The sequence below is a fragment of the Actinokineospora auranticolor genome (genome assembly GCF_002934265.1).
In the GTDB taxonomy this organism is placed as follows: domain Bacteria; phylum Actinomycetota; class Actinomycetes; order Mycobacteriales; family Pseudonocardiaceae; genus Actinokineospora; species Actinokineospora auranticolor.
The window spans coordinates 58,873-84,384 of record NZ_PTIX01000018.1 but is presented as its reverse complement, the minus strand read 5'-3'; the positions used below and the strand labels follow the sequence as shown (position 1 = coordinate 84,384).

At 72.4% G+C, this 25,512-nt stretch carries 15 protein-coding genes; 8 read left to right on the top strand and 7 right to left on the bottom strand.

The window, feature by feature from the left end:
• Positions 1-384: 384 nt before the first annotated feature.
• The 3 genes from CLV40_RS26750 (at position 385) to CLV40_RS26740 (ending at position 10,754) form a co-directional block, all read left to right on the top strand.
• A complete protein-coding gene (locus tag CLV40_RS26750; RefSeq protein ID WP_104481758.1) occupies positions 385-3,585 on the top strand; it encodes a S8 family serine peptidase in 3,201 nt (1,066 codons plus the stop codon).
• Between the two features lie 366 nt (positions 3,586-3,951).
• Entirely contained in the window at positions 3,952-7,176 is a 3,225-nt protein-coding gene (locus CLV40_RS26745) for a S8 family serine peptidase (protein WP_104481757.1), read from the top strand.
• 386 nt (positions 7,177-7,562) lie between these two features.
• On the top strand, positions 7,563-10,754 hold the full coding sequence (locus CLV40_RS26740; RefSeq protein ID WP_104481756.1) for a S8 family serine peptidase: 3,192 nt from the start codon (positions 7,563-7,565) through the stop codon (positions 10,752-10,754).
• A gap of 55 nt (positions 10,755-10,809) precedes the next feature.
• Here the strand turns inward: CLV40_RS26740 and CLV40_RS26735 are convergent, their stop codons facing one another.
• Genes CLV40_RS26735 through hemE form a run of 4 tightly spaced genes read right to left on the bottom strand, consistent with a single transcriptional unit; the run spans position 10,810 to position 15,274 of the window.
• Entirely contained in the window at positions 10,810-12,069 is a 1,260-nt protein-coding gene (locus CLV40_RS26735; protein ID WP_104481755.1) for a CoA transferase, read from the bottom strand.
• A 34-nt stretch (positions 12,070-12,103) separates the two neighbouring features.
• Positions 12,104-12,796 carry a hydrogen peroxide-dependent heme synthase gene (gene hemQ / locus CLV40_RS26730; RefSeq protein ID WP_104481816.1) on the bottom strand — a complete coding sequence of 231 codons (693 nt, stop codon included), beginning with the start codon at positions 12,794-12,796 and terminating at the stop codon, positions 12,104-12,106.
• Between the two features lie 19 nt (positions 12,797-12,815).
• Entirely contained in the window at positions 12,816-14,225 is a 1,410-nt protein-coding gene (gene hemG, locus CLV40_RS26725) for a protoporphyrinogen oxidase (protein ID WP_104481754.1), read from the bottom strand.
• Positions 14,222-15,274 (bottom strand): uroporphyrinogen decarboxylase, encoded by a 1,053-nt coding sequence (gene hemE / locus CLV40_RS26720; RefSeq protein WP_104481753.1) that lies wholly within the window; start codon positions 15,272-15,274, stop codon positions 14,222-14,224. Before hemE ends, hemG begins: the two co-directional genes overlap by 4 nt.
• 133 nt (positions 15,275-15,407) lie before the next feature.
• Between hemE and CLV40_RS26715 the strand changes: the two genes are divergently transcribed.
• On the top strand, positions 15,408-15,971 hold the full coding sequence (locus CLV40_RS26715) for a DUF3000 domain-containing protein (protein WP_104481752.1): 564 nt from the start codon (positions 15,408-15,410) through the stop codon (positions 15,969-15,971).
• 566 nt (positions 15,972-16,537) lie between these two features.
• Here CLV40_RS26715 and CLV40_RS26710 read toward each other — a convergent pair.
• Positions 16,538-19,018, bottom strand: a complete 2,481-nt coding sequence (locus CLV40_RS26710) for a M14 family zinc carboxypeptidase (protein ID WP_374065107.1) — start codon at positions 19,016-19,018, stop codon at positions 16,538-16,540.
• 211 nt (positions 19,019-19,229) lie between these two features.
• Positions 19,230-20,396 carry a dipeptidase gene (locus tag CLV40_RS26705; RefSeq protein WP_104481750.1) on the bottom strand — a complete coding sequence of 389 codons (1,167 nt, stop codon included), beginning with the start codon at positions 20,394-20,396 and terminating at the stop codon, positions 19,230-19,232.
• 257 nt (positions 20,397-20,653) lie between these two features.
• Between CLV40_RS26705 and CLV40_RS26700 the strand changes: the two genes are divergently transcribed.
• Both CLV40_RS26700 and CLV40_RS26695 read left to right on the top strand, forming a co-directional pair.
• Positions 20,654-21,370, top strand: a complete 717-nt coding sequence (locus CLV40_RS26700; protein WP_104481749.1) for a response regulator transcription factor — start codon at positions 20,654-20,656, stop codon at positions 21,368-21,370.
• Positions 21,371-21,469: 99 nt separating this feature from the next.
• Positions 21,470-22,711, top strand: a complete 1,242-nt coding sequence (locus CLV40_RS26695; RefSeq protein ID WP_245931588.1) for a ribonuclease D — start codon at positions 21,470-21,472, stop codon at positions 22,709-22,711.
• Between the two features lie 55 nt (positions 22,712-22,766).
• Here the strand turns inward: CLV40_RS26695 and CLV40_RS26690 are convergent, their stop codons facing one another.
• A complete protein-coding gene (locus CLV40_RS26690; RefSeq protein WP_104481747.1) occupies positions 22,767-23,219 on the bottom strand; it encodes a nitroreductase family deazaflavin-dependent oxidoreductase in 453 nt (150 codons plus the stop codon).
• Between the two features lie 128 nt (positions 23,220-23,347).
• Here CLV40_RS26690 and CLV40_RS26685 point away from each other — a divergent pair, with 128 nt between their 5' ends.
• On the top strand, positions 23,348-24,022 hold the full coding sequence (locus CLV40_RS26685) for a TetR/AcrR family transcriptional regulator (protein ID WP_104481746.1): 675 nt from the start codon (positions 23,348-23,350) through the stop codon (positions 24,020-24,022).
• Between the two features lie 96 nt (positions 24,023-24,118).
• A complete protein-coding gene (locus CLV40_RS26680) occupies positions 24,119-25,462 on the top strand; it encodes an aromatic prenyltransferase (RefSeq protein WP_104481745.1) in 1,344 nt (447 codons plus the stop codon).
• Positions 25,463-25,512: the final 50 nt, after the last annotated feature.

The following is a 25,512-nucleotide window of genomic DNA, read 5'->3' as shown; positions in this document are numbered from 1 at the left end:
AAGAGAATATTTTGGTGGTCGAACAGACGCGGACACGCTAACCCCAACCACCGACAGCGGCACTCCCTCAGGCGGGCGATGACCGGCGATGAATAGCAAAACCAGCGAAAATCGGTCCGCCAAACAACTCGCTGGGCTACGGTAAATGGAATTGATACACAACTGACCCCCGGGTGCGAACATCGCTCCCAACAGGTGAAACCCTCCACGGAGTCTTGGACGGAAGACCGCTAGAACGTTAATTCCGCGCTGGTCAGCACGTCCGGTTGGCGGATTGCGGCCGGGCAACGGAGATGGCTAACTTCTTGCCACCGAGAAATCGCGAACCGCGTAAATGTTCCGCTTTCGCATTCCGGAATCGGATTCCGCAGACCCGGGGGTCACATGCCCAGACGCACCACCGCGGCCGTCTCGACCGCGGCCATGATCCTCGGCTCGCTGGCCGCGACCACCGCCGCCGCCGAGCCCGCGCCGACAACCACGACCCAGACCGCGCACCGGTCGCTCGTCACGCTGGTCACCGGTGACCAGGTCGTCGTGCCACCCAAGGGACGGCGACCGCTGTTCCTGCCCGCCAAGGGCCGCGAACACGTCGACCACCTCACCAGCTCCGCCAACGGCCACACCCTGGTGATCCCGATCGACGCCCTACCGCTGCTGCGCTCCGGCGCGCTCGACCAGCGGCTGTTCGACGTGGACACCCTCGCCGAGTCCGGCTACGACGAGCGGCGCGCGGACCTCCCCCTCATCCAGACCGGCCCGAGCACCCGCGCCGCCGGTGTCCGCGAGACCCGCGACCTCACCACCGTCGACGCCCGCGCCCTCTCCGCCGACAAGGCCGCGCTGCCCACCAGTTGGCGCAACCTCGTCGCCCCCGGCGGGAAACTGTGGCTCGACACCAAACGCACCCCCGACCTCGACCGCAGCACCGCCCAGATCGGCGCCCCCGCCGCCTGGCAGGCCGGGCTCACCGGTGCGGGCATCAAAGTCGCGGTCGTCGACACCGGCGTCGACGAGACCCACCCCGACCTCGCGGGCCGCGAGATCGCCCAGGCCAACTTCACCGACGAGGACCAGGTCGACCGGGTCGGCCACGGCACCCACGTCGCCTCGATCATCGCGGGCGGCGGCGCCAAGTACCGGGGCGTGGCCAACGGCGCGAAGATCCTCGACGCCAAGGTCCTCGGCCCGATCGGCGGCTCGGACTCGTCGGTGCTCGCGGGCATCGAGTGGGCCGTCGCGCAGGGCGCCGACATCATCAACATGAGTCTCGGCGCCACCGACACCCCGGGGCTCGACGTCCTCGAAGAGGCAGTCGAGCGCCTGTCGGCGGAGAAGGGTGTGCTGTTCGTCGTCTCGGCGGGCAACTCGGGCCCGACCGCGCACGCGATCGGCTCCCCCGGCAGCGCCCCCTCGGCGCTGACCGTCGGCTCCGTCGACCGCGACGACAGCGTCTCCCGGTTCTCCAGCCGCGGTCCCGGCCCGGACGGCTCGATCAAACCGGAGATCACCGCGCCCGGCGCGGGCATCGTGGCCGCCAAGGCCGCGCAGGGACGTATCGGCGACCAGGTCGAGCCCGGGTACGTCGCGCTGTCCGGCACCTCGATGGCGGCCCCGCACGTGGCGGGTGCGGCGGCGTTGTTGGCGCAGGCGCACCCGGATTGGACTGGAGCGCAACTGAAAGCGGTGCTGACCGCCTCGGCGAAGCCGAACCCGACCGCGGGTCCGTTCGACCAGGGCGCGGGTCGCGTGGACGTGACCAAGGCACTCACCCAAACCCTGACTACGACGCCATCCGCGGTCAGCCTCGGTACCCAGCTGTGGCCGCACAACGACGATACCCCGGTGACCAAGGAACTGGCCTACCGCAACGGTTCCGCCGCCGACGTGACGCTCGACCTCGGCCTGGACGTCAAGGGACCGGACGGGAAACCCGCACCGGCGGACCTGTTCGCGTTGTCAGCGGACAAGGTCACGGTCCCGGCCGGCGGTACCGCGTCGGTGCGGATCACCGCCGACACCCGGATCGGCACCGCTGACGGGCTTTTCAGCGGCGTCGTGACGGCGACGGCAAGCGGGCAGGCACTGCGCACCCCGGTCGCGGTGGAACGCGAGTCCGAGAGCTACGACCTGACCCTGCGCTACCGCGACGCCACCGGCGCGGCGGACGACAACTGGCTGACCACCGCGATCAACCCCGTCACCTGGTACACCGCCCAGGTCTACGCGGACGAGACCGGTGTGGCGCGCCTGCGCGTGCCGAAGGGCGAGTACTTCCTCACCCACGTCAACTTCGCGGCGGACGGCACCCAGCAGGTGGCCAAGGCGGTGATCACCGCCCCGACCGTCGCGGTGACCAGGGCGACGACCCAGGAGGTCGACGTGCGGAAGAACGCCGGGCCGATCGAGGTCCGCACCCCGGACCCGGCGGTGCCGCTCGGCTACGCCTCGATCAGCTTCGTCTCCCGGGCCCCCGGCGGTGGCGGATTCGGCACCGGGATCGGCAAGGACGACCTCTCGTCGCTGCGCATCGGCCAGATCGGTCCCCGGGTCTCGGCCGAGCGGCTGACCTGGTCGCTGCTCACCGCGCACACCGACGCCACGCACTCGTGGTACTCCGCGTTCTTCCGCGAAGGCGAGGTCCCGCGCGGGTTCCGGGGGACCGTGCGGGCCGAGGACCAGGCGACGATCAAGACCACGATCGGCAAGTCGCTGCCGGGCTCGCGCGTGATCCGCGAACTGTCCGCGAGCACGCGCCCGGACGACCCGGGCTTCGGGATCAGCCACGCCGTCGAGGGAACCGAGTTCACCGACCAGGTCACCACCGGCGGCGCGCGGTGGACCTCGAACAACCTGGTGGTCGACGGGCAGTCCCGGCTGAACCAGTTCTACGGTTCGCAGTTCGTCCCGAAGAAGGGCCGCACGTACCGGGAGCGGGCGAACGTGGCCGTGTTCGGCCCCGGGTTCGGCGCCCAGTTCGAGCCGTGGTTCGCGCGCCGGGACGGGTCGCTCGTGGTGGCCACCCCGCTGTTCAACGACGGCGCGGACAACGTCGCGTTCGTCGAGACGACTTCGGCGAAGGTCACGCTGTACCAGGGTGACCGCGAGTTGGGCAGCGGCGGCGACCTCGTGGAATCCGTGCTGCCCATCGGGAACGCGGCGGGCGAGTTCCGGCTGACGGCGACCGCGACCCGGGCACCGGAGTTCGAGGTGAGCACCCGGGTGTCGGCGGAGTGGACCTTCACGTCGCGGCCCGGGGCCGACCAGGAGCCCATCAAGCTCGCCGCCGTCCGGTTCAAGCCGAACCTGAACGCCGACAACGCGGCGCCGACCGGGAAGTTCACCGTTCCCGTGGCGCTGCAACTGGAGGACGGCAGCCACGGCAAGGCCCGCAGGCTCGACGTCGAGGTCTCCTACGACGAAGGCAAAACCTGGCAACGAGCACGGGTGCACAACAAGTCCGAAGTCCTGCTGGACCACCCGAAGGGCGCCACCTCGGTGTCCCTGCGCGCCACCGCCGAAGACGCACGCGGCGGCACGGTCCAGCAGACGATCATCAAGGCCTACCTGCTGACCAAGCGGTAGGTGCCGCCCCCCGTTCCACCGCCGGTAGGCGGCGGGCAGGGTGCCGGGGACAAATGGCGCAACCGACGACTACCAATGTCCCCCGGCGCCGAACAACTCGCCGACACGAAGTCATGGAATTGATACGGAAACGTCTTCAGGGGATCATGTAACGCTCCCAGTAAGTGAACCCCTGCACATAGCCTTAGGCCCACTACGCTGGACAGGTCGGTTTTTCGCCGGCCGGACATCCAATTGGCGGATTGCTCCCAAGCGACGCCGGTGGCTAGCTTCGTGCCCACCGGGGGGATTGCGGAAACGGGGGGAAATCACACGCCCTTTCGCGCTCCCCCCTGCCCAGAATCGGATTCTCCGACCGGGGGTCACATGCCCAGACGCACGACCGCGGCCGTCTCGACCGCGGCACTAGTCCTCGGCTTGATCAGCACGGCGGCCGCCACGGCCGCCGCCGAACCCGTGCCCAACACCGATACCCAGGCCGCCAACCGGCCGATCGTCACGCTCGTCACCGGCGACCGGGTCGTCGTGCCGGGGCACGGCAGGCGACCGCTCGTGCTGCCCACCAAGGGCCGCGAGCACGTCGGCCACTACACCACCACCGCCAACGGCCACACCCTGGTGATCCCGATCGACGCGGTGCCGCTGCTGCGCTCCGGCGCGCTCGACCGCCGGTTGTTCGACGTGGACGCCCTGGCCGAGTCCGGCTACGACGAGCGGCGCGCGGACCTGCCGCTGATCCAGACCGGGCCGAGCACCCGCGCGGCGGGCGTGCGGGAGACCCTCGACTTCACCACCGTCGACGCCCGCGCCCTCTCCGCCGACAAGGCCGCGCTGCCCACCGGCTGGCGCAACCTCGTCGCGCCCGGCGGGAAGCTGTGGCTCGACGCCAAGCGCACGGCCGACCTCGACCGCAGCACCGCGCAGATCGGCGCCCCGGCGGCGTGGCAGGCCGGGCTCACCGGAACCGGCGTCAAGGTCGCCGTCGTCGACACCGGCGTCGACGAGACGCACCCCGATCTGGCCGGTCGTGAGATCGCCCAGGCGAACTTCGTCCCCGACGAGGACCAGGTCGACCGGGTCGGCCACGGCACGCACGTGGCGTCGACGATCGCGGGCGGCGGCGCCAAGTACCGGGGCGTGGCCAACGGCGCGAAGATCCTCGACGCGAAGGTCCTCGGCCAGACCGGCGGTTCGGACTCGTCGGTGCTCGCGGGCGTCGAGTGGGCCGTCGCGCAGGGCGCGGACATCGTGAACATGAGCCTCGGCACCACGGACGCGCCCGGACTGGACGTGATCGAGGAGGCCGTCGAGCGGTTGTCGGCGGAGAAGGGCACGCTGTTCGTGGTCTCGGCGGGCAACTCGGGCCCGATAGCGCGCACGATCGGCTCCCCCGGCAGCGCCCCGTCCGCGTTGACCGTCGGCTCCGTCGAGCGCGACGACAGCGTCTCCCGGTTCTCCAGCCGGGGCCCCGCGCTGGAGGGCGCGCTCAAGCCGGAGATCACCGCGCCGGGCTCGGGCATCGTGGCCGCCAAGGCCGCCAACGGTTTCCTCGGCGACCCGGTCGAGCCGGGCTACGTGCGGATGTCCGGTACCTCCATGGCCGCCCCGCACGTGGCGGGCGCCGCCGCGCTGCTCGCCCAAGCGCACCCGGACTGGACGGGCGCGCAACTCAAGGCGGTGCTGACCGCCTCGGCCAAGCCGACCCCGGCCGCGGGCCCGTTCGACCAGGGCGCGGGCCGCGTGGACGTGGCCAAGGCACTCACCCAGACCCTGACCAGCACTCCGGTGGCGCTGAACCTGGGCACGCAGCTCTGGCCGCACAACGACGACACCCCCGTCACGAAGGAACTGGTCTACCGCAACGGTTCCGCCGCCGCGGTGACCCTCGACCTCGGCCTGGACATCAACGGTCCGGACGGCAAACCGGCACCGGCGGGTCAGTTCTCGTTGTCCGCCACCAAGGTCACCATCCCGGCGGGCGGTACCGCGTCGGTGCGGATCACCGCGGACACCCGGATCGGCACCCTCGACGGCGCCTACGGCGGCGGCGTGACCGCCACCGGCGGCGGGCAGGCGCTGCGCACCCCGGTCGCGGTCGAGCGCGAGATCGAGAGCTACGACCTGACCCTGCGCTACCGCGACGCCGCCGGGAAGTCCGACGGCAACTGGGTCTCCATCGTGTGGAACCACGAGCAGCAGCTCTACCTCGGCGACAGCCCGGACGAGCACGGCGTGCTGCGCCTGCGGTTGCCCAAGGGCGAGTACTTCCTCGCCCACCTCAACCTCGACGCCGCCGGGCAACGGGTCAGCGCGATGATCTCCGCGCCCGCCACCGCGGTCGTGCGGACGGAGACCGTGGACGTGGACGTCCGCAGGGCCACCGGGCCGCTCGACGTCCGCACCCCGGACCCGGCGGTGCCCCTCGGCCTCGCCTCCACGGCGTTCGAGTCCGAGAGCGCCGACGGCACGGGCATCTTCGGCGTCGGGGTCCGCACCACCGACCTGGCGTCGCTGCGCATCGGGCAGATCGGGCCCCGGGTCTCGGCCGAACGGCTGCGCTGGGGTCTGCTCGCCGCGCACGCCGACGACACGCACAAGTGGTTCTCCGCGTTCTTCCGCGACGGCGAGGTCCCGCGCGGGTTCCGCGGCACCGTGCGGGCCAAGGACCAGGCGACGATCAAGACCTCGATCGGCAAGCGGTTGCCGGACACGCTGGTGACCCGCGGTTTCTCGGTCGGTCCCACCGGGTCGGACTCGGCGTTCCTCGGGGACGCCTACGAGGCCGCGGGGTCCGAGTTCACCGAGCAGGTCAACACGGGCGACGGACAGTGGTGGACCTCGGACAACACCCTGCTCAGCGCGAGTCCCGACGCCGCCCACTTCGCCCAGTTCGCCGGGACGGCCTTCACGCCGAAGGGCGGGCACACCTACCGGTTCCGGGCGAACGTGGCCGTGTTCGGCCCCGCCTTCGCGCCGTCGAAGTACCCGTTCGTCAGCCGGTGGAACGGTCTGCTCGGCGCGGACACCCCGCTGTTCGGCGACGGCGCGGGGAACGTCGGCTACACCGACACGACCTCCGCCAAGCTCACGCTGTCCCAGGGTGACCGCGAACTGGGCAGCACCCCCGACCTCGGCGGTGTCCTGCCGATCGGCGACGCGTCCGGCGAGTTCCGACTGGAGGCGACCGCGACCCGGGCACCCGAGTACGAGGTGAGCACCCGGGTGTCGGCGGCGTGGACGTTCCGGTCCCAGCCCACCACGAACCCGGAACCGGACCCCATCCGGTTGTCCGTTGTCCGGTTCACACCGAAGTTGGACGCGAACAACGCCGCGCCGACGGGCCGGTTCACCGTCCCCGTCGCGCTGCAACTGGAGGACGGCAGCCACGGCAAGGCCCGTAGGCTCGACGTCGAGGTCTCCTACGACGAAGGCAAGACCTGGCAGCGAGCACGGGTCAAGGACAAGTCCGAAGTCCTGCTGGACCACCCGAAGGGCGCCACCTCGGTGTCCCTGCGCGCCACCGCCGAAGACGCACGCGGCGGCACGGTCCAGCAGACGATCATCAAGGCCTACCTGCTGACCAAGCGGTAGAGATCGGCTCGAACGCGGCCGGGCTCCGGGGTTCCCCGGGGCCCGACCGTGTTTCACCACCGCTTGAAAATCGCCGGAACTCCGGGCACGAATGTCGCGGCCGCGGACATCTCCCGTTCTCCCAGAAGCCGCCAAGTAATTCGATGGGACCAGGTCTTGAAATCCTTACCAGCTCGTGATCACCATTCCCAGTAGGCGAAAAACACGCCGCGCCGAACATCCGAACGGGTCGGTTTTTCGCCGACCGGACATCCAATTGGCGGATTGCTACCGGGCAACGGCGCCGGCTAGTTTCGTGGCCACTGGGGGATTGTCGAAACGGGTGGAATCACGCGCCCCTTCCGCACTCCCCTTTGCCCAGAATCGGATTCTCCGACGGGGGTCTCATGCCTAGACGCACCATCGCGGTCGCCTCGACCGCGGCACTAGTCCTCGGCCTGATCAGCACGGCGACCGGCACGGCCGCCGCCGAGCCCGCCACGGCGGGCTCCCCGCTCGCCGCAGACGTCAAGGGGCCGGTGGTCACGCTGGTCACCGGCGACCGGGTCGTCGTACCCGGCCACGGGAGGCGGCCACTGTTCGTGCCCGCCAAGGGCCGCGAGCGGGTCCGCCACTACACGACCACCGCCGACGGCCACACCCTGGTCGTCCCGGTCGACGCCGTGCCGCTGCTGCGCTCCGGCGCCCTCGACCGCCGGTTGTTCGACGTGGACGCCCTGGTCGACGCGGGCTACGACGAGCGGAGCGCAGACCTACCGCTGATCCAGACCGGCCCCGCGACCCGCGCCGCCGGTGTCCGCGAGACCCGCGACTTCACCGCGGTCGACGCCCGCGCGCTGTCGGCGGACAAGGCCGCGCTGCCGAACTCGTGGCAGAGCCTGGTCGCGCCCGGCGGGAAGCTGTGGCTCGACGCCAAGCGCACACCCGACCTCGACCGCAGCACCGCCCAGATCGGCGCCCCGGCCGCCTGGCAGGCCGGGCTCACCGGAACCGGCGTCAAGGTCGCGGTCGTCGACACCGGCGTCGACGAGACCCACCCGGACCTGGCGGGCCGTGAGGTCGCGCAAGCCAACTTCACCGACGAGGACCAGGTCGACCGGGTCGGCCACGGCACGCACGTGGCCTCGATCATCGCCGGTGGCGGCGCCAAGTACCGGGGCGTGGCCAACGGCGCGAAGATCCTCGACGCCAAGGTCCTCGGCGCGGGCGGCGGTCGGGACTCCTGGGTGCTGGCCGGTATCGAGTGGGCGGTGGCGCAGGGCGCGGACGTCGTCAACCTGAGCCTGGGCGCCTCGGACACGCCCGAGGTCGACGTGATCGAGGAGGCCGTCGAGCGGTTGTCTGCGGAGAAGGGCGCGCTGTTCGTGGTCGCGGCGGGCAACTCCGGCCCACGCCCCCGCAGCATCGGCTCGCCCGGCAGCGCCCCGTCCGCGTTGACCGTCGGCTCCGTCGAGCGCGACGACAGCATCTCCTTCTTCTCGAGCCGGGGCCCGACGCTCGACGGCTCGATCAAGCCGGAGATCACCGCGCCGGGCTCGGGCATCGTGGCCGCCAAGGCCGCCAACGGCACCATCGGCGAGCCAGCCGAGCCCGGGTACGTGTCGATGTCCGGCACCTCCATGGCCACCCCGCACGTCGCGGGCGCCGCCGCGCTGCTCGCCCAGGCCCACCCGGACTGGACCGGCGCGCAGCTCAAGGCCCTGCTGACCGCCTCGGCCAAGCCGAACCCGGCGCAGGGGGTGTTCCAGCAGGGCGCGGGACGCGTCGACGTGGCCAAGGCCCTCACCCAGACCCTGACGGCCTCGCCGTCCACGGCGAGCCTGGGCACGCAGCTCTGGCCGCACGACGACGACGCGCCGGTCAGCAAGGACATCACCTACCGCAACAGCTCCTCAGCCGCGGTGACCCTGGACCTGGCGCTGGACGTCAAGGGGCCGGACGGCAAGCCCGCGCCCGCGGGCGTGGTCACCTTGTCCGCGACCACGGTGGCGGTCCCGGCGGGCGGCACCGCGTCGGTGCGGATCACCGCCGACACCCGGATCGGCACCGTCGACGGGCTCTTCAGCGGCTTCGTGACGGCGACCGGGGGCGGGCAGGCCCTGGCCACGCCGGTGGCCGTCGAACGCGAGTCCGAGGCCTACGACGTGACCGTGCGCTACAGCGGCGTCGACGCGGCCAACGGCATCTGGATCGGGTTCGCGTGGGGTGTGGCCGACGGCTACCACACCGAGGCGCTCGCCGACGCGACCGGCACGGCGCGCACCCGGCTGCCCAAGGGCGAGTACTTCATCACCAACGTGTACTTCGGGGATGAGACGACCGCGCTGATCACGGCCCCCTCGGTCGTGGTGGACAAGGCGACGACCCTGGACGTGGACACCCGGCGGGACGCGGGTCCGGTCGACATCCGGCTGCCGGACCCGGAGGTGCCGTCCGCGGGCGGGCTCATCGCCTTCGACGCCACCAGCCCCAGCGGCAGCGGCCAGGGCAACGCGCTCGGTGTCGCCGACCTGGGCGGCCTGCGCACCGGCCAGATCGGGTCCCGGGGCACCGTCCAGGACGTGAAATGGCAGCTGGTGGCCCGCTACGCCGACGCCACGCAGTCGCGGTTCGTCGCGTACTCCGGCGCGGGCGACCTCCCGCACGGCCTGCGCGAGTCGGTCGCGGCCAGGGACCTGGCGACGATCAAGACCACGATCGGCAAGCGGATCCCCGACACCCAGACGGTCCGGGTGTTCGCGGCGAGGGCGGGCCAGGCAGGCGGGGGCTCGGCCGGAATCGGGTACCTCGCCCCGGGCGACGAGTACACCGACCAGATCGCCGCGACCGGCCAGACGTGGTCGGCGGACACGCTGCTGATCGGCGCGGCGTCGCACAACGCCCAGTTCTACGGCAAGGCGTTCGTCCCGCGCGGGGGCCACACCTACCGGCAGCGGACCAACGTGGCGGTGTTCGGCCCCGCGTTCGACCAGGCGGAGACCCGCGTCCAGCGGATCGGCGGGAACCTGGTGGCGGTCGTCTCGCTGTTCGGCGACGGCGGCGACAACATCGGCTTCACGGAGACCAGTACGGCGAGACTCGCGCTGTTCCAGGGTGATCGCGAGCTGGGCAGCGGCAATGAACTCGGCGCCGCGCTCCCCATCGGCGACGCGTCGGGCGAGTTCCGGCTGGAGGCGAGCGCGACCCGGGCACCGGAGTACGAGGTGAGCACCCGGGTCTCGGCGGCGTGGACGTTCCGGTCGCAGGCGGGACCCGCCCCGGAGCCGATCAAGCTGTCGGTGGTGCGGTTCTCCCCGAGGTTGGACGCGAACAACGCGGCACCGACCGGGAAGTTCACCGTTCCCGTGGCGCTGCGGCTGGAAGACGGCAGCCAGGGCCGGGCCCGCAGGCTCGACGTCGAGGTCTCCTACGACGAGGGCAAGACCTGGCAGCGGGCACGGGTCAAGGACAAGTCCGAGGTCCAGCTGGACCACCCGCGCGGCGCGACCTCGGTGTCGCTGCGCGCCACCGCCGAGGACTCGCGCGGCGGCACGGTCCAGCAGACGATCATCAAGGCCTACCTGCTGACCAAGCGGTAGAGATCGGTTGGCACATGACCGGCCCCCGGGATTCCCGGGGGCCGGTCGTGCGCTGTCACCAAGTCGGTTCGTCGGAACCGGGAACGCGCGGACCGTGGCCCCAGCGCGGGGGCGCGCCAGGAAGGCCGCCGGGGATCCGGATGTGCCGGACACTCCCCAATGGACTGTCCATTTCTGACAGGTAGGCGTCAACCGGGTCCGGCGAATCGGTGGAGTCGACGCGCCCCAACGAGTCCAGCCAGAGCGCGGTGCGGGCGAGGGAGACGCGGACGTGCCAGGTCCCGCCCTCGGTGGCGCGGCGGTGCAGCGCCTGGATGGTGCCGAGGGCCGCCAGCCAGCCCGCCGCGTGGTCGAGCGCCTGGACGGGCAGCGGGACCGGCTTGGCACCGTCGCCCCGATAGGCGATGCCGGTGGCGAGTTGCAGCAGGCTGTCGAAGCCGCGGCGGGTGCGCCACGGGCCGGTGTGGCCGTAAGCGTTCAGCGTGACCAGGACCGCGCCGGGCGGCAGATCCACCGGACCGAAACCCTTGGCGGCCAGCGAGTCCGCGCGGAACGACTGCACCATGACGTCCGCGTCGGCCAGCAGCTCGCGCAGCCGGTCCCGGGCCGGGTCGGTGCGCAGGTCCAGGTGCGCGGTGCGCTTGCCGAAGCTCGTGTCCACCACGGCGGGCCACATGGTCGGCAGGTGCGCGGCGCCGATGTGCAGGACGTCCGCGCCGTGCGCGGCCAGGGTCCGGCCGCAGACCGGTCCGGCGAGCACGTGCGTCAACTCCAGCACCCGCACACCCGCGAGCGGCCGGTCGGCGCGCGGCAGCGGGCGCGCCGGGGCGTCGGCGATCCGTTCCACGGCAACCAAAGGCTCCGCCGCGACCGCGCGGCCCTGCGGGTGCGCGGCCCACTCCTCGGGTGCGCGCAACCACGATGCCGCGCCACCCGCGTCGATCACCGCCTCGACGACGTCCTCGGCCGACCGGACCGCGGCGCCCGCCGCGACGTCCTCGCCGAGCACGGCCTTCACGGCGGCCTCGTGGTGCGGGTAGTTGCAGTGCACCCGGACCCAGCCGTCGGCGGCCCGGTAGTCGCCGGTCAGCGGCGCCCACAGGTCGCCGGGCACCTCGCCGTCGACGCGCAGGTGCTGCTCGCTGCGGAACGACTCGACCGCGTGCCGAACGTCCACAGTGACCGGACCGGGCTCGGTTCCCCGCTGCCGCAACAACTCCGCCGCGGCCTCGGTGACCTCGCCGACGCACCGGGCGGCGGCCAGCGCCACCCGGAACGGGCCCGCGATGACGTCCTCGTCGCCGACGAGCCTCATAGCGGGCGCACGACCCGCTCGTCGCCGACGAACCTCACGGCAGGTTGGCGACCAGCTCGGCGGGCGGCACCTTCGTGCCGGTGTAGAACGGGATCTCCTCGCGCACGTGCAGCCGCGCCTCGGTGCCGCGCAGGTGCCGCATCAGGTCGACGATGCGGTGCAGCTCGTCGGCCTCGAAGGCGAGGATCCACTCGTAGTCGCCGAGCGCGAAGGACGCGACGGTGTTGGCGCGCACGTCCGGGTAGTCGCGGGCCTCCTTGCCGTGGTCGGCGAGCATCTTGCGGCGCTCGTCGTCGGGCAGCAGGTACCACTCGTAGGAGCGGACGAACGGGTACACGCAGATGTACTTGCGCGCCTCCTCGCCCGCGAGGAACGCGGGGATGTGGCTGCGGTTGAACTCGGCGGGCCGGTGCAGCGCGACCTGGCTCCACACCGGGGTGGACGCGCGGCCCAGCGCGGTGCGGCGGAACGCGGTGTAGGCGGCCTGCACCTGCTCGATGGCCTCCGCGTGCCACCAGATCATGTAGTCCGCGTCCGCGCGCAGGCCCGCGACGTCGTAGACCCCGCGCACGGTGACGCCCTTGGCCTCCAGCGCGTCGAGGAACTCGGTGGTCTCGGTGGCGGCGGTGCCCCGGTCTTCGGGCAGCCTGCCCGGCTCGATCCGGAAGACCGACCACATCGTGTAGCGGATGGTGTCGTTGAGCTCGTTGTAGTTCAGGCGGGCCATGCCGCCCATGCTCCCACCCTCACCCGGTGGCGGGGGCGCGCACGTGTGCGGCGACACGCCGGGCGGCCGCCTCGCCGGTGCCGATGCACGCGGGGATGCCGACGCCGTGCAGGGTCGCGCCCGCCACGGCCAGACCGGGCAGCGCGTCGACCGCGCGCTCGATCTCGTCGACCAGGTCGGCGTGGCCCGCCGCGTACTGGGGCAGACCGCCACCCCATCGGGTGACCAGCGCGTCGACCGGGGGCGCGGTGACCCCGGTCAGCTCGACGAGGTCGGCGCGGACCAGGCGGACGAGTTCGTCGTCGTCGGCGCGCAGGGCGCCGGGGTCGCGGTGGCGGCCGACCGAGCCGCGCACGACGACGGTCTCGCCGCCGAGGTGCGCCCACTTGGACGCGGAGAAGGTGAACGCCTTGACCGCGAACGGGGTGCCGTCGAGGCGGCGTTCGCGCGCGCCGAGCAGGACCCCGGACGTGCCGGGCAGCTCGGTGCCCTCGGGCAGCGCGAGCGCGACGACGGCCATGGAGGCGACCTCGACGCGGCCGTACGCGGCGGCGGCGACCGGGGCCACGTCGGCGAGGAGCTTGCGGGCGGCGGGCGCGGGCACGGCGAGGACCACGGCGTCGACGTCGAGCACCGGGTCGGCCGGGGCGTGCGCGGGGGCGTTGGCGCCGAGGGTGAGCCGCCAGCCGTGCTCGGTGCGGGCCAGTGCGCGGACGGTGGTGCCGAGGCGGACGTCGGCGGACCCGGCGAGGCGGTCGACGAGGGCGGACAGGCCCCCGGCGAGGGTGCCGAAGACGGGTCGGCTCGTGGGCTTCGGCAGGGCCTTGGCGGCGGCCTCGGTGAGGGTGCGGGCGCCCGCGTCGAGCGCGCCCGCGATGGCGGGGAGGGTGGCGCGCAGGCCGAGCCCGTCGACGCCGCCCGCGTAGACGCCGCCGAGGAGAGGGTCGACGAGCCGGTCCGGGAGCTCGTCGCCGAAGCGGTCGCGGAGCAGGGCGCCGAGGGGGGCGTCGCCGTCGAGGTCGACGGGCGGCAGCGCGGCCTCGGCGGCGACCCGGCGCAGGCCGGCGTCGCTGAGCAGGTCTTTCACCGCGGCCGGGTCGGCGGGGACGCCCATGACCGTGCCGCCCGGGATGGGGCGGGTGACGCCGCCCGCGCGGACCGTGGAGCGGGCGGCGGTGGGGTGCGCGACGCCGGTGATGCCGAGTTCGTCGAGCAGGGCGGTGACCTCGGGGCGGCGCACCAGGTACGCCTCGGCGCCGACGTCGTAGCGCCTGCCCGCGACCTCGGCGGTGCGGATCTTGCCGCCGAGCCGGTCGGTCTGCTCGACGACGGTGATGCGCGCGTCGGCGCCCAGGAGGACGCGCAGGCGGTGGGCGGCGGTGAGGCCGGAGATGCCGCCACCCACGACGGCCACGCGCGGAGGGGTCACCTGGTGTGGATGAAGTCGACCGTACGGGTGATCACGTCCGGGTCGGTCTCCGGCAGCACGCCGTGCCCGAGGTTGAAGACGTGCGCGGGGGCCGCGCGGCCCTCGTCGACGATGCGGCTGACCTCGCGGCGGATGACGTCGTCGCCCGCGAACAGGGTGGCCGGGTCGAGGTTGCCCTGGAGCGCGGAGCCCGGGACGGCCTTGGCGGCCACGTCGAGCGGGGTGCGCCAGTCGACGCCCACGACGTCCGTGCCCGCCTCGCGCATGGCGGCCAGCAGGTGGCCGGTGCCGACGCCGAAGTGGATGCGCGGGACGCCCGCGTCGGCCAGGCCGCTGAGCACCTTGGTCGAGTGCGGGAGGACGAACTCGCGGTAGTCCCGCAGCGACAGCGCGCCCGCCCACGAGTCGAACAGCTGCACGGCGTCGACCCCGGCGGCGATCTGCGCCCGCAGGAAGGTCAGCGCGGTGTCGGCGAGGTGGTCGAGCAGGGCGTGCCAGGTGTCGGGCTCGGCGTACATGAGCGCCTTGGTCAGCTCGTGGTTGCGGCTCGGACCGCCCTCGACCAGGTAGGACGCCAGGGTGAACGGGGCGCCCGCGAAGCCGATGAGCGGCGTCTCGCCGAGCTCGGCCGTCAGCAGGCGGACCGCGTCGGCGACCTTGTCGACCTGCTGGGCGTCCAGCGCGGGGAGCGCTTTCACCGCCGCCGCGTCGCGGACCGGCGCGGCCACGACCGGACCCGTGCCCGCGACGATGTCGAGGTCGACACCGGCCGCCACCAACGGCACCACGATGTCGCTGAACAGGATCGCCGCGTCCACGCCGTGCCTGCGCACCGGCTGGAGGGTGATCTCGGCGACCATCGCCGGGTCGAAGCACGCGTCGAGCATCCGGGTGCCCTTGCGCAGCTCGCGGTACTCCGGCAGCGAGCGCCCGGCCTGCCGCATGAACCAGACGGGCACCCGCTCGGGTGCCCCTCCCCGCGCGGCGACGAGGAAAGGTGCCGTTGACAGGTCCCGCCTGGCGGCGACCTGCGTGATCAGATCAGTCATCGCTCCCCCATGCTCCCATGCGCACCGTGGACCGGTGCGCCCCTCCCCCACACCGAGGGTGCCGCAAAGCGCTCCCAAAAGCTCGGCGCGCCCTCCCCGCTCACCGACTCGGGTGGTCCTACAGTTACCAGTCGTGACCGGAACGTCGACCGCGCCTGAGCTGTTCACCCAGGCCGTACAGGCGCTGAAGTCGCTGCGACCCCGCCCGGAACTCCAGTTGGCCGAGGTCCGCCCCCCGCAGAGACTCGCCCCCTGGGCCTTCGCCCTGACCGCGGAGGCGCTGGGCCCGGCCGAGGTGCAGGCCACGGGCAGACTGATCCTGTTGCACGACCCGCAGGGGCAGGAAGCGTGGGACGGGGTCCTGCGGGTGGTCGCGTACGTGCGCGCGGAGCTGGACGCGGAGCTGGCGGACGACCCGCTGCTGCCGAGTGTGGGCTGGTCGTGGCTGACGGACGCGCTGGCGGCGTCGGGGGCGGAGTTCACGGCGCTGGGGGGGACGGTGACGGACACCTCGTCGGCGCGGTTCGGGGACATCGCGGGACCCGCGCGGACGGATGACCTGGAGTTGCGGGCGTCGTGGACGCCGACCGGCGGGTTGGCGCCGCACGGGGAGGCGTTCTGCGACCTGATGGCGAGTGTGGTGGGGTTGCCGCCGGTGGGGGTCGCGTTGTTCGAGCAGCGGCGTGGCGGGGAGTAGGGCGCTCGCTCGTTTGTCGGGTGTCCGAGTTGTCCACAGGCATGATTGTCTTCGGCCGGAACTGTCGTTCCCCGTGGCTAGAATGGATAGTGGGGGCCGGAAGCATGCGTTGATCATCTTTGTGGTCGCGGGGTGCCGCCTGGGGCCGTGGTCGGGTTGATCGGTCCGGCTCTTCGCGGAAAAGATGGGCGGCCTCGATTGGGCGAACTTGCTTTGCGCGGGTCCCCTACGAGCCTGCGGTGGGGCGAGAAGCCGGGTGGGATGGGCAAGCCCGCCCCACCCACGGGAAGCTTGGCAGACTCGCTCCCCCACACAAAGCAAATCCACCCAGTCAAGGCGTATAGCGGGGGCGCGTTGCGTTGGGGTGGGGGCTGGGATTCAGCGGCGGATTCTGGGGTGGCCGAGAAAAGAGCGGATTGCGTGGGCGGGCGGATCGCGGGGTAGCGGGAAAGAAGAAGAGCGGGCCTCGCGGGTAGGCGAACAAACAGAGCCAGCGGATGGAAGAAGCCGCAGGGCCGGGTGGCCCTGCGGCTTCTTCAGTGGGTCAAGGGTGGCCGGTCAGGCGGTCAGCGCCTGCCGCGCTCCTTGGTCTGGCGGGCCGAGCGCTGGCAGACGTCGCCGACGTCGACGGTTTGGCCGCGGTCGGCGTAGACGTCGGCCAGGCCGACGAGCCTGCCCTTCTTGTCGGTGCAGGTGAGCTGGTAGGGCTCCTTGGGGCCGTACGTGGTCGGCAGCGGGGAGGCGAAGTCGACCTTCAGGCTGCCCCAGTCGTCCGTGGTCGGGCCCGCCTGCGAGAAGTTGACGACCGCCGCCGTGTAGTCACCGGCGGGCGGGTCGAACAGCACGGCCCGCTCCTGGTTGGTGCCGCCGCTCGCCGAGGACGTCACGACGTTGCCCTTGGCGTCGAAGATGTACAGGTCCCAGTCGGTCGCGGCGTCGGCCCAGCTGATCGAGACGGTCAGCTTCCCGTTGTCCACCTTGGGCAGACCGTCCACGTGGAACGGGATGCGCTCCGCCGTGGTGTCGGCCGGGAAGTTGGTGTTGACCGGCGGCACCCCCGGCGGGTTCGGCAGCACGACGCCCGCCTGGGCCGGGCCCTTCGGGTCGCGGCCGTAGCGGCCCGCGACGTACGGGCGGGTGGACGGGTTGACCGCCCAGCTGAACCGACCACCGGTCGACGACAGGTTCGACGTCAGCGTGTCCGCCACGTAGATCGGCAGACCGGTCGAGCCGTCGGGGTTGAGGACGGGGGAAGTGGGGGTCTGGAAGGACTTCCGCAGCTGCAGCTGGTAGCCCTTCGGCGCCGAGCCGATCAGCGTCGAGTGCGCCGCCGGGTCCGCCGCGTTGCTCAGCATGTCGATGAACGCCTGCCGGTTGCCGCCCTTGCCCGCGCCGGGCGCCGGGGCCAGGCCCGCGTACTCCGCGATCACGCCGGTCTCGTACGGCGGGTGGAACTCGTTGGCGCCGATCTCGAAGGTGAAGCCGTAGCCGCCCGTGGCGAAGTACGACCAGTCCTCAGTGGACCCCGTGGTGTCGTACAGCATCCACGCGGGCTGGCTCGTGTAACCGTTGCGGGAGGCCATCTTGTCGCCGAGGGCCTTGTACACCGGCTCGTCCAGCGGCGGGCGGACGTCCGCGACGCCCGGGACGCGCAGCACCAGGTTCGAGTACGTGTGCAGGGTGACCAGGTTGGTCACCTGGCGGTTGGACACCAGGTCGCGGATGTTGCGGGTCTCCGGCTCCGAGAACGGCGCCGAGCCGCGGAAGGTGTCGCTGCTCCACCCGAGACCGGCGCCCGCGCCGCCCCAGAAGCCCGCGTAGTTGCGGTTCGGGTCGGTGCCGCGGCTGCGGCCACCCGGGTTCGCCTTGCACACGCCGGTGCGGAACTCCGCGGGCGAGTCGTTGACGTTGCAGTTCTTCCGCTTCATCTCGTAGTCGAAGCGGGTGAAGTCGCCCTTGGGCTCGGCCTCGCGGGAGATCGAGAAGCCGTCGACGTTGACCACCGGGACGATGATGTTGCGCGTCTTGCCGACCAGCGAACGGAGTTCGCCGCCCGCGCGGTAGCCGTTGACCAGCTCGTAGGCCCACTCCATGGCGTGCTCCGCCGAGGGCCACTCGCGGGCGTGGTGCACGCCCATGGTGACGTTGACCGCCTTGCCGTCGGCCAGGTTGTCCACGTCGGTCGCGATCTCCAGGCCGCTGACCTCGCGGCCCTCCCAGGTCGCGTTGGGCAGCGTGATCGCGCGGACCAGCCCCGGGTTGCGGCGGGCCAGTTCCTTGACCTCGTAGTCGTAGTCGTAGAGGTGCCGGTAGCTCGACCGGCCCGACGGCAGCGCGGACCTGGGCGTGCGCGCGGTGAACGCGGCGTCCCGGCGAGCGTTGGCGGCGGAGTCGGCGGACAGGTCCGGCCGCACGACGGTGGAGCGCAACCCGCTCTCGGCCAGGACCTTGCGGTCCTCGTCGGAGGAGAGGATGACCTCGACACCGGTGGCGTCGGCCTTCTCGGTGACGTCGAGGTCGAGGGTGAGCAGCCGGTCCTTCTGCTGGCGGGTGGGCGTCTCCACGCGCACCAGCTGGGCGGGCTTGGTGGAGCCGCCCTGGGCGTTGATGGCCAGGAAGTCCACACCGAGGCGCGCGGAGCGGGCGGAACCGGCGTAGCGGCAGCCCTGCACCACCAGCTGCTGGCCCTTGGTCACGAAGCTCTCGGCCAGTTCCGCGCTGCGCAGCGCGGCGGAGGCGGCGACCACGCCACCGGTCTTCTTGTCGAACACCGCGATGTCCCAGTCGCCGACACCCGCGCCCTGCGGGGCGAGGCGGGCCTGGACGAGGCCGTCGACGCCCGCGGTGACCTCGCGGCGGTCCGTGCCGCGGGTGCCCGCGGGCAGCAGCTTCTCGAAGCAGGAGCGGGCGACGGAGTCGTCGCTGCGCAGGATGTTGTCGGCGGCACCCGCCGGGGTGCCCGTCGCGGCGCTGAGACCGATGACCACGGCCCCGCTGAGCCCGACGGCGGCGGCGACCCGCCACGTCGGGACACGTCTGGCTGTCACGCTCAAAACCCGTCTCCTCCCAGAGCGGAGCCCGTGCGCGCGCACGGGCGTCAGCGTGACGCTAGCCATGGCGCGAACCGCTAAACGGGTTACCGGTTGCCAGTTGGGAGGTGGCGGACGGGGGTTGCGCCGATGGGTCCACGACGCGTCGGTCCCCCGACCGGCCCCGTGTCCGGATAACGGACGGCGGGGAGAAATTACCTTTTGCCAGTTATCGGGCGGCGCGCGCCACCTCTTCGGCGCAACGCATGACCCGGAGGACGTTACGCCCAGCAACCTTCGCGCAGTCGTCCTCGCTCCAACCGCGGTCGAGGAGCGCGCCGAAAAGCGTCGGATATCCGCTGACGTCCGCCAACCCGGTGGGGAGTTCGGCGCAGCCGTCGTAGTCGCCGCCGATGCCGATGTGGTCGATTCCCACGACTTCGCGGGCGTGCTCCAGATGGGCGATGACGTCGGACAACGTGGCCGTCGGCTGGTCGTGGCGGCCGTCCCAGGTGGCGAAGAAGTCTTCCCGGTCGGCCAGGTCGGCGTGCTTGCGCCCGGCGGCGGCCATGGCCTCGGCCATCCGCTGGTCCCAGGCCGCGATGGCGGACGAGACGAACCGCGGCACGAAGGTCACCATCAGCACGCCGCCGTTCCCGGGAAGGCGTTCGAGCACGTCATCGGGCACGTTCCGAGCGTGATCCGTGATCGTCCGGCACGAGGAGTGGGTGAACAGCACGGGCGCGGTGGTGGTGTCGAGCGCGGCGCGCATCGTCGTGTCCGCCACGTGGGACAGGTCCACGAGCATGCCCAGGCGGTTCATCTCGGCGACCACCTGCCTGCCGAAATCGGACAACCCGCCCACTCCGGGCTGGTCGGTGGCCGAGTCGGCCCACGGCGTGTTGTCGTTGTGCGTGAGGGTCATGTACCGGACCCCGAGGCGGTGCAGGGCCTGCAGGACGCCCAGCGACCCGGCGATGCTGTGCCCGCCCTCGGCCCCGAGCAGGGAGGCCACCCGGCCGTCGGCGAAGGCGGATTCGACCTGGTCGGCGGTGGTGGCCAGGCGCAGGTGGTCCGGGTACCGGGCGATCAGCGCGTGCACCAGCTCGACCTGCTCGACCACGGCGGTGACGGCCGCGTGGCCGACCAGGGAACAGGGCACGTAGACCGACCAGAACTGGCCGCCGACGTGGCCGCGGCGCAGCCGGGCGAGGTCGGTGTGCAGGCCGTCCTGCTCGGTGGTGAGGTCGGTGCCCGCGACCAGGCCCGCGGCGTCGATCGTGGCCGGGTCGTCGCCGGGTCGGAGGCGCAGCGCCCAGGGGAGGTCGTTGTGACCGTCGATGAGGGGGGTGCGCGAGAGGAGCAGTCGAGCCCGCTCCGATGCGGCCGTGTGCACTACCCGTGACTCCATTTCATCGCGTGGTGGGGGCGACGCGTTACGTCACCGACTAGGGACTCACCCAAACGTGTGACCCTAACGCCCCTCAGTCACAACCCGATCGGATACTTACCCGATTGATCGTCCCGCTAACCCGCTTGGGCGGCTAGGCTGCCTTCGTCGACACCACTTTCGGTCCAACGGCGGCGCGGCTGTTTGGTCGAAAGTCCCAGTGCCGGTCGGGGGGCAACGACCGACTCCAGGGAGGTAGTGACGTGGCTGCCGTCGGCTTAGGTCAGGCCGTTCGAACCACGCCAGCCGGCGCCTTGCCGGCGAACATGGTCCCGCACCCGCGGGAGGAGCTGTTCTCAGTGCTGGTGGTCGACGACCACCCACTGTTGAGGGAGGCGATAGCCGCTCGGCTCACGCAGATGGGCGCGGGCACAGTGCACGAGGCCGCCACGGTGGCCGAGGCAAGGGCGCGAGCACAGGCCACCGGCCCGTGCGACCTCGCGATCCTGGACCTCGGGTTGCCGGACGGTAGCGGGATCGAGCTGGTCACGGAGCTGCGCAGCCACAACTGGCCGCGCATCGTCGTACTGGCTTCGTCCGACGACCCGTACGCCGTTCGATCGGCCTTCCAGGCAGGGGCCCAGGCCTACCTGCTGAAGTCCGCATCGCCGGTGGTCGTGACCGACGGGGTCCGCCGGGTGCTCGAGGGTGGCGTCTACGCCGACCCGAGCGTCGCGCCGGTCCTCGCCACGGGCACGCGGGTCCCCGGCACCGACAACACCCCGCGCGAGCTCTCGGCGCGCGAGGTCGAGGTGCTGCAACTGGTCGCGGACGGGCAGTCCAACAAGGAGATCGGCGAGGCGCTGAACCTCTCGGCGCTGACGGTGAAGTCGCACCTCTCGCGGATCGGCCGGAAGTTGGGCACCGGCGACCGGGCACAGATGGTGGCGCTGGCCATGCGGGCGGGCGTCATCCGGTAGGACAACAGCAGTCGTGTGGCTGGGCTGGGCATGGCCCAGCCACACGACTGCTGCTGATCTCCGACGTTTGTCACCGGTTGTGCCGTAGGGTCATCGGCCGTGACCATCCCCGGCTCAGGACCCGCCGCAACCGACCCCCCGGCCCCGGTGCTGCTCACCGAGCCCGCGGAGGGCACCCCCGACGTCGTGGTCGACTTGGACGCGCTGGCGCGGGCGGCAGAGCGGATCGCGGGCGGGCACGGGCCGATAGCCGTGGACACCGAACGGGCGTCCGGTTACCGCTACTCCCAACGGGCGTACCTGGTCCAGGTCCGCCGCCAGGGCGCGGGCACCTTCCTGGTCGACCCGGTCGCCGTGGACGACCGGGTGCAACCCCTGGTCGAGGCGCTGGGCACCGGCGAGTGGGTGCTGCACGCGGCCTCCCAGGACCTCCCCTGCCTCGCCGACCTGGGCCTGCGCCCGGCCCGGCTGTTCGACACCGAGCTCGCCGGTCGGCTGGCCGGGTTCGAGCGGGTCGCGCTGGGCACACTGGTCGAGCTGCTGCTGGGGTACCGGCTGGAGAAGGGCCACGGCGCGGCGGACTGGTCGCGCAGGCCGCTGCCGGTCGACTGGCTCAACTACGCCGCACTCGACGTCGAGCTGCTGATCCAGCTGCGCGACGCGCTGGAGGCCGAGCTGCGCGAGCAGGGCAAGCTGGAGTGGGCGCTGGAGGAGTTCGAGGCGCTGCGCACCGCCGGGCCGCCGCCCCCGCGCAAGGAGCCGTGGCGGCGCACCTCCGGCATCCACAGCGTGCGGACGCCGCGCGGGCTGGCCTCGATCCGGGCGCTGTGGGAGGCGCGGGACGCGATGGCCCGCGAGCGCGACATCGCCCCCGGCCGGGTGCTGCCCGACAGCGCGATCATCCAGGCGGCCTCGGTGAACCCGGGCGACGAACAGGCGCTGCTGCAGCTGCCGGTGTTCAAGGGCCGGGCGCAGCGCAGGCTGGCGGGCACGTGGATGCGGGCGCTGCGCGCGGCCGCGCAGCTGCCGAAGTCGGAGCTGCCGGACCCGTCGCCGCCCGCGGACGGACCGCCCCCGGCCAACCGCTGGGCGGACAAGGACCCCGAGGCCGCGGCCCGGCTCGCGGCGGCCCGCACGGCGCTGAACAAGATCGCCGAGGACAACCGGCTGCCGGTGGAGAACCTGTTGCAGCCGGACCTGCTGCGCCGCACCTGCTGGCAGCCCCCGGCCGACCTGGACACCGACTCGGTCGCCGAGGCGCTGCGCGCGGGCGGGGCCCGGCAGTGGCAGATCGGGTTGACCGTCGACGCGGTGAGCGAGGCGCTCAAGGCGAGCGCCTGATCGAGGCGCGGAGTCGGCGATCGCGGTCGTGCCCGGCTGTTGAACAATCCGACGGTCAGGTCAGCGCCACGCGGAACACCGGGAACTTGGCGGCGGCGGCCAGCAGCTCCTCGTCGGGCGACTTGGCGTCGAGGCCGTCGAAGAACATGCCGACCTCCCAGCCCCAGCGCTTGAGGTAGGCGCGCAGGACGGGGACCTTGTCGGCGTCCGGGAGTTCCACGGCCGTGAAGCGGTCCACGCGCTTGCCGACGCGCAGCTCGCCCTCGCCCGCGACGCGGAGGTTGCGCACCCACTCGGTGTGCCCGCGCGGCGCGACCAGGTACTCGGCGCCGTCGAGGGTCAGCAGGTTGACCGGGTTGGACCGCAGCTCTCCGCTCTTGCGCCCCCGCACCGAGAGCACGCGCGCGCCCCACAGGCTGACGCCGTGCCGGACGAGGAACCGCACGAGGCGGTGGAAGGTGTTGACCTCGACGCGGCCGGGGCGCTTGTAGTGGGCCTGGGTGCTCATGGCGGGGACTCCTTCGAAAGCGAGAGCGGTGCTCTCGGATGATCCCAGTCAACGCGGATCGGCGTTCCTTGTCAAGAGCACTGCTCTCATCTTTGTGCACCGCTCCGACCTGTGCCAGACTCGTGACCATGAGTGCTGGGCGAACCGCGCGGGACCGGGCGCGCACGGAACTGACTCGGGAGATCAAGGACGAGGCCCGCAGGCAGCTGGCGGACGGCGGCGCGGGCAGGCTGTCGCTGCGCGCGGTGGCCCGCAGCCTCGGCATGGTGTCCTCGGCGCTCTACCGGTACTACCCCAGCCGCGACGACCTGCTCACCGCGCTGATCATCGACGCGTACAACGCGCTCGGCGCCGCGGCGGAGCAGGCCGACGACGGCCCGACGCCGCTGGCCCGCTGGCACTCGGCGTGCGCGGCGGTGCGCGGCTGGGCGCTGGCGAACCGGTACGAGTACGAGCTGATCTACGGCTCCCCCGTGCCCGGCTACCGGGCGCCGCAGGACACCGTCGCGCCCGCGGCCCGGGTCGCGCTGGTGCTGATCGGCATCGCGGCCGAGGCCGGGGTGCCCGACAGCGAACTGCCCCCGGTCGTGCACGCGCAGTCCGAGGCCGTCCGGGCGGTGCTGCCGGACGACCTGCCCCCCGGCGCCCTGGCGCGGATCCTGCTGGCCTGGACCCAGCTGTTCGGGATGATCAGCTTCGAGCTGTTCGGCCAGCTCGTGGGCAGCGCGGACCCGGCCGACGAGTTCTTCGGCTACGCGGTCGGGCGGATGGCGGAGTTCGTCGGGCTCACCGACCGGGGTTGATCGCGTCTTCGCGTACCGATCATCGGCGGGCGCGGTTACGGTGCTCTTGGCGTCCGCGACCCCACCGGCCCCAGTTGCAGAACCCTGGAGCCGAGCATGACCACCAACAACTTCGACGCCGCCCGCTTCCTCACCGACGGCGCCCACTTGGCGGCGGTCGTGGAGGCCCCGTGGGACGAGGACACGGCGCGCCGGGTCCTGTGCGCGTTCGAGCACCACTTCCACACGGGGGCGGTGCTGTGGAAGACCACCAGCCGCCCCGGCGACCACCTGGGCTACCGCTTCCTGGCCCGCCTGCACGCCGACACGGTGGACACCGCGCTGCGCCGCGGGCTCATCGTCGAGACGGCGCTGACCCGGCTGGTGCAGGTGTGGGACGCGCAGTTCGACCCGGACGCGGTGCAGTCGTGCGATTTCGACGGCATCGGCGGCCTGGCCAGGACGTGGGTCTACTTCGGCGGGACGCGACCGGCCGAGGCGGTGTTCGACGCCGCGCCCGCCGCGGTGCGGGCGAACCTGGCCGGGCTGGTCGCCGCAGGCCTGACGCACGCACGGTTCGCCGCCGTCGACCACCGCGACGACACCATCACCGCGTACTTCCGGGCCCGGGGTCCGCTCACGGCGCAGCGCTGCGCCCAGGTGCTCGGCGGGATCGCGCTGCCGACGCCGAGCGTCACGACGCTCAAGGCCATGCGCAAGGTGGTGCCCGCGGACTTCTGCATCGGCGTCACCTTCCGCGCGGACACCGGGCACGCCGAGCGGGCCTGCCTGCACGCCGTCGGGGTGCCGGACGACCTGATGCCGCCGCTGCCGCAGCGGGTCGCGGACTTCCTCGACGCCGCGCCGTGCCTGGACACCGACACCGTGCGCGCGCTGGGCTGGTCGTACGGGTCGGCGGGCCAGGGCACGCACCTGGAGGTCGAGCAGGCGTACTGCGGGGACCTGGCGACGCGGCTGGCGGACTGGGACTGCTACCGGACCGGCACGACCAAGCGCGACCCCGTGCTCGCCGCCGCGACCATCCCGCGCGCCCGCAACACCCCGGACGCGCCGACGGTCCGGGTGATCACGCCGGGCGAGCAGGGGATCTGCCGGGACACCGTCGGCGCCCGGGGGCTGGGGATGTACGTGGTCTCCGTGCCCGCGCGCGGCCGGGGTCCGGTGCGCCTTCAGGACCACGAGTCGGCGCTGTACGTGACCCGGGGTCGCATTCGGACCTACTACGGGCACAACGTCGAGCACATGATCGACGCCATCGCGGGGCAGATGGTCTACATGCCCGCCGACCTGCCGCACCTGGTCGCCAACCTCGGCAGCGAGCCCGCCGAGGCCGTGGTGGCGCGGACCGAGGCGGGCGAGCACGGCGTGCGGCTGGTGCCGCACCTGGAGCACGTGGCCGGGCGGCGGTTCGCGGCGGATCTGCCGGTGGTCGCCGGGTGAGGCGCGCCGCAGTGGTTACCCGGCGGTAACAAGGGCTAGAGTGGGCAGGG

Coding starts and splice junctions, on each gene's coding strand:
- CLV40_RS26750 (WP_104481758.1), top strand. CDS start 385: ATGCCCAGACGCACCACCGCGGCCGTCTCGACCGCGGCCATGATCCTC.
- CLV40_RS26745 (WP_104481757.1), top strand. CDS start 3,952: ATGCCCAGACGCACGACCGCGGCCGTCTCGACCGCGGCACTAGTCCTC.
- CLV40_RS26740 (WP_104481756.1), top strand. CDS start 7,563: ATGCCTAGACGCACCATCGCGGTCGCCTCGACCGCGGCACTAGTCCTC.
- CLV40_RS26735 (WP_104481755.1), bottom strand. CDS start 12,069: ATGAGGCTCGTCGGCGACGAGGACGTCATCGCGGGCCCGTTCCGGGTG.
- hemQ (WP_104481816.1), bottom strand. CDS start 12,796: ATGGCCCGCCTGAACTACAACGAGCTCAACGACACCATCCGCTACACG.
- hemE (WP_104481753.1), bottom strand. CDS start 15,274: ATGACTGATCTGATCACGCAGGTCGCCGCCAGGCGGGACCTGTCAACG.
- CLV40_RS26690 (WP_104481747.1), bottom strand. CDS start 23,219: ATGAGCACCCAGGCCCACTACAAGCGCCCCGGCCGCGTCGAGGTCAAC.
- CLV40_RS26685 (WP_104481746.1), top strand. CDS start 23,348: ATGAGTGCTGGGCGAACCGCGCGGGACCGGGCGCGCACGGAACTGACT.
- CLV40_RS26680 (WP_104481745.1), top strand. CDS start 24,119: ATGACCACCAACAACTTCGACGCCGCCCGCTTCCTCACCGACGGCGCC.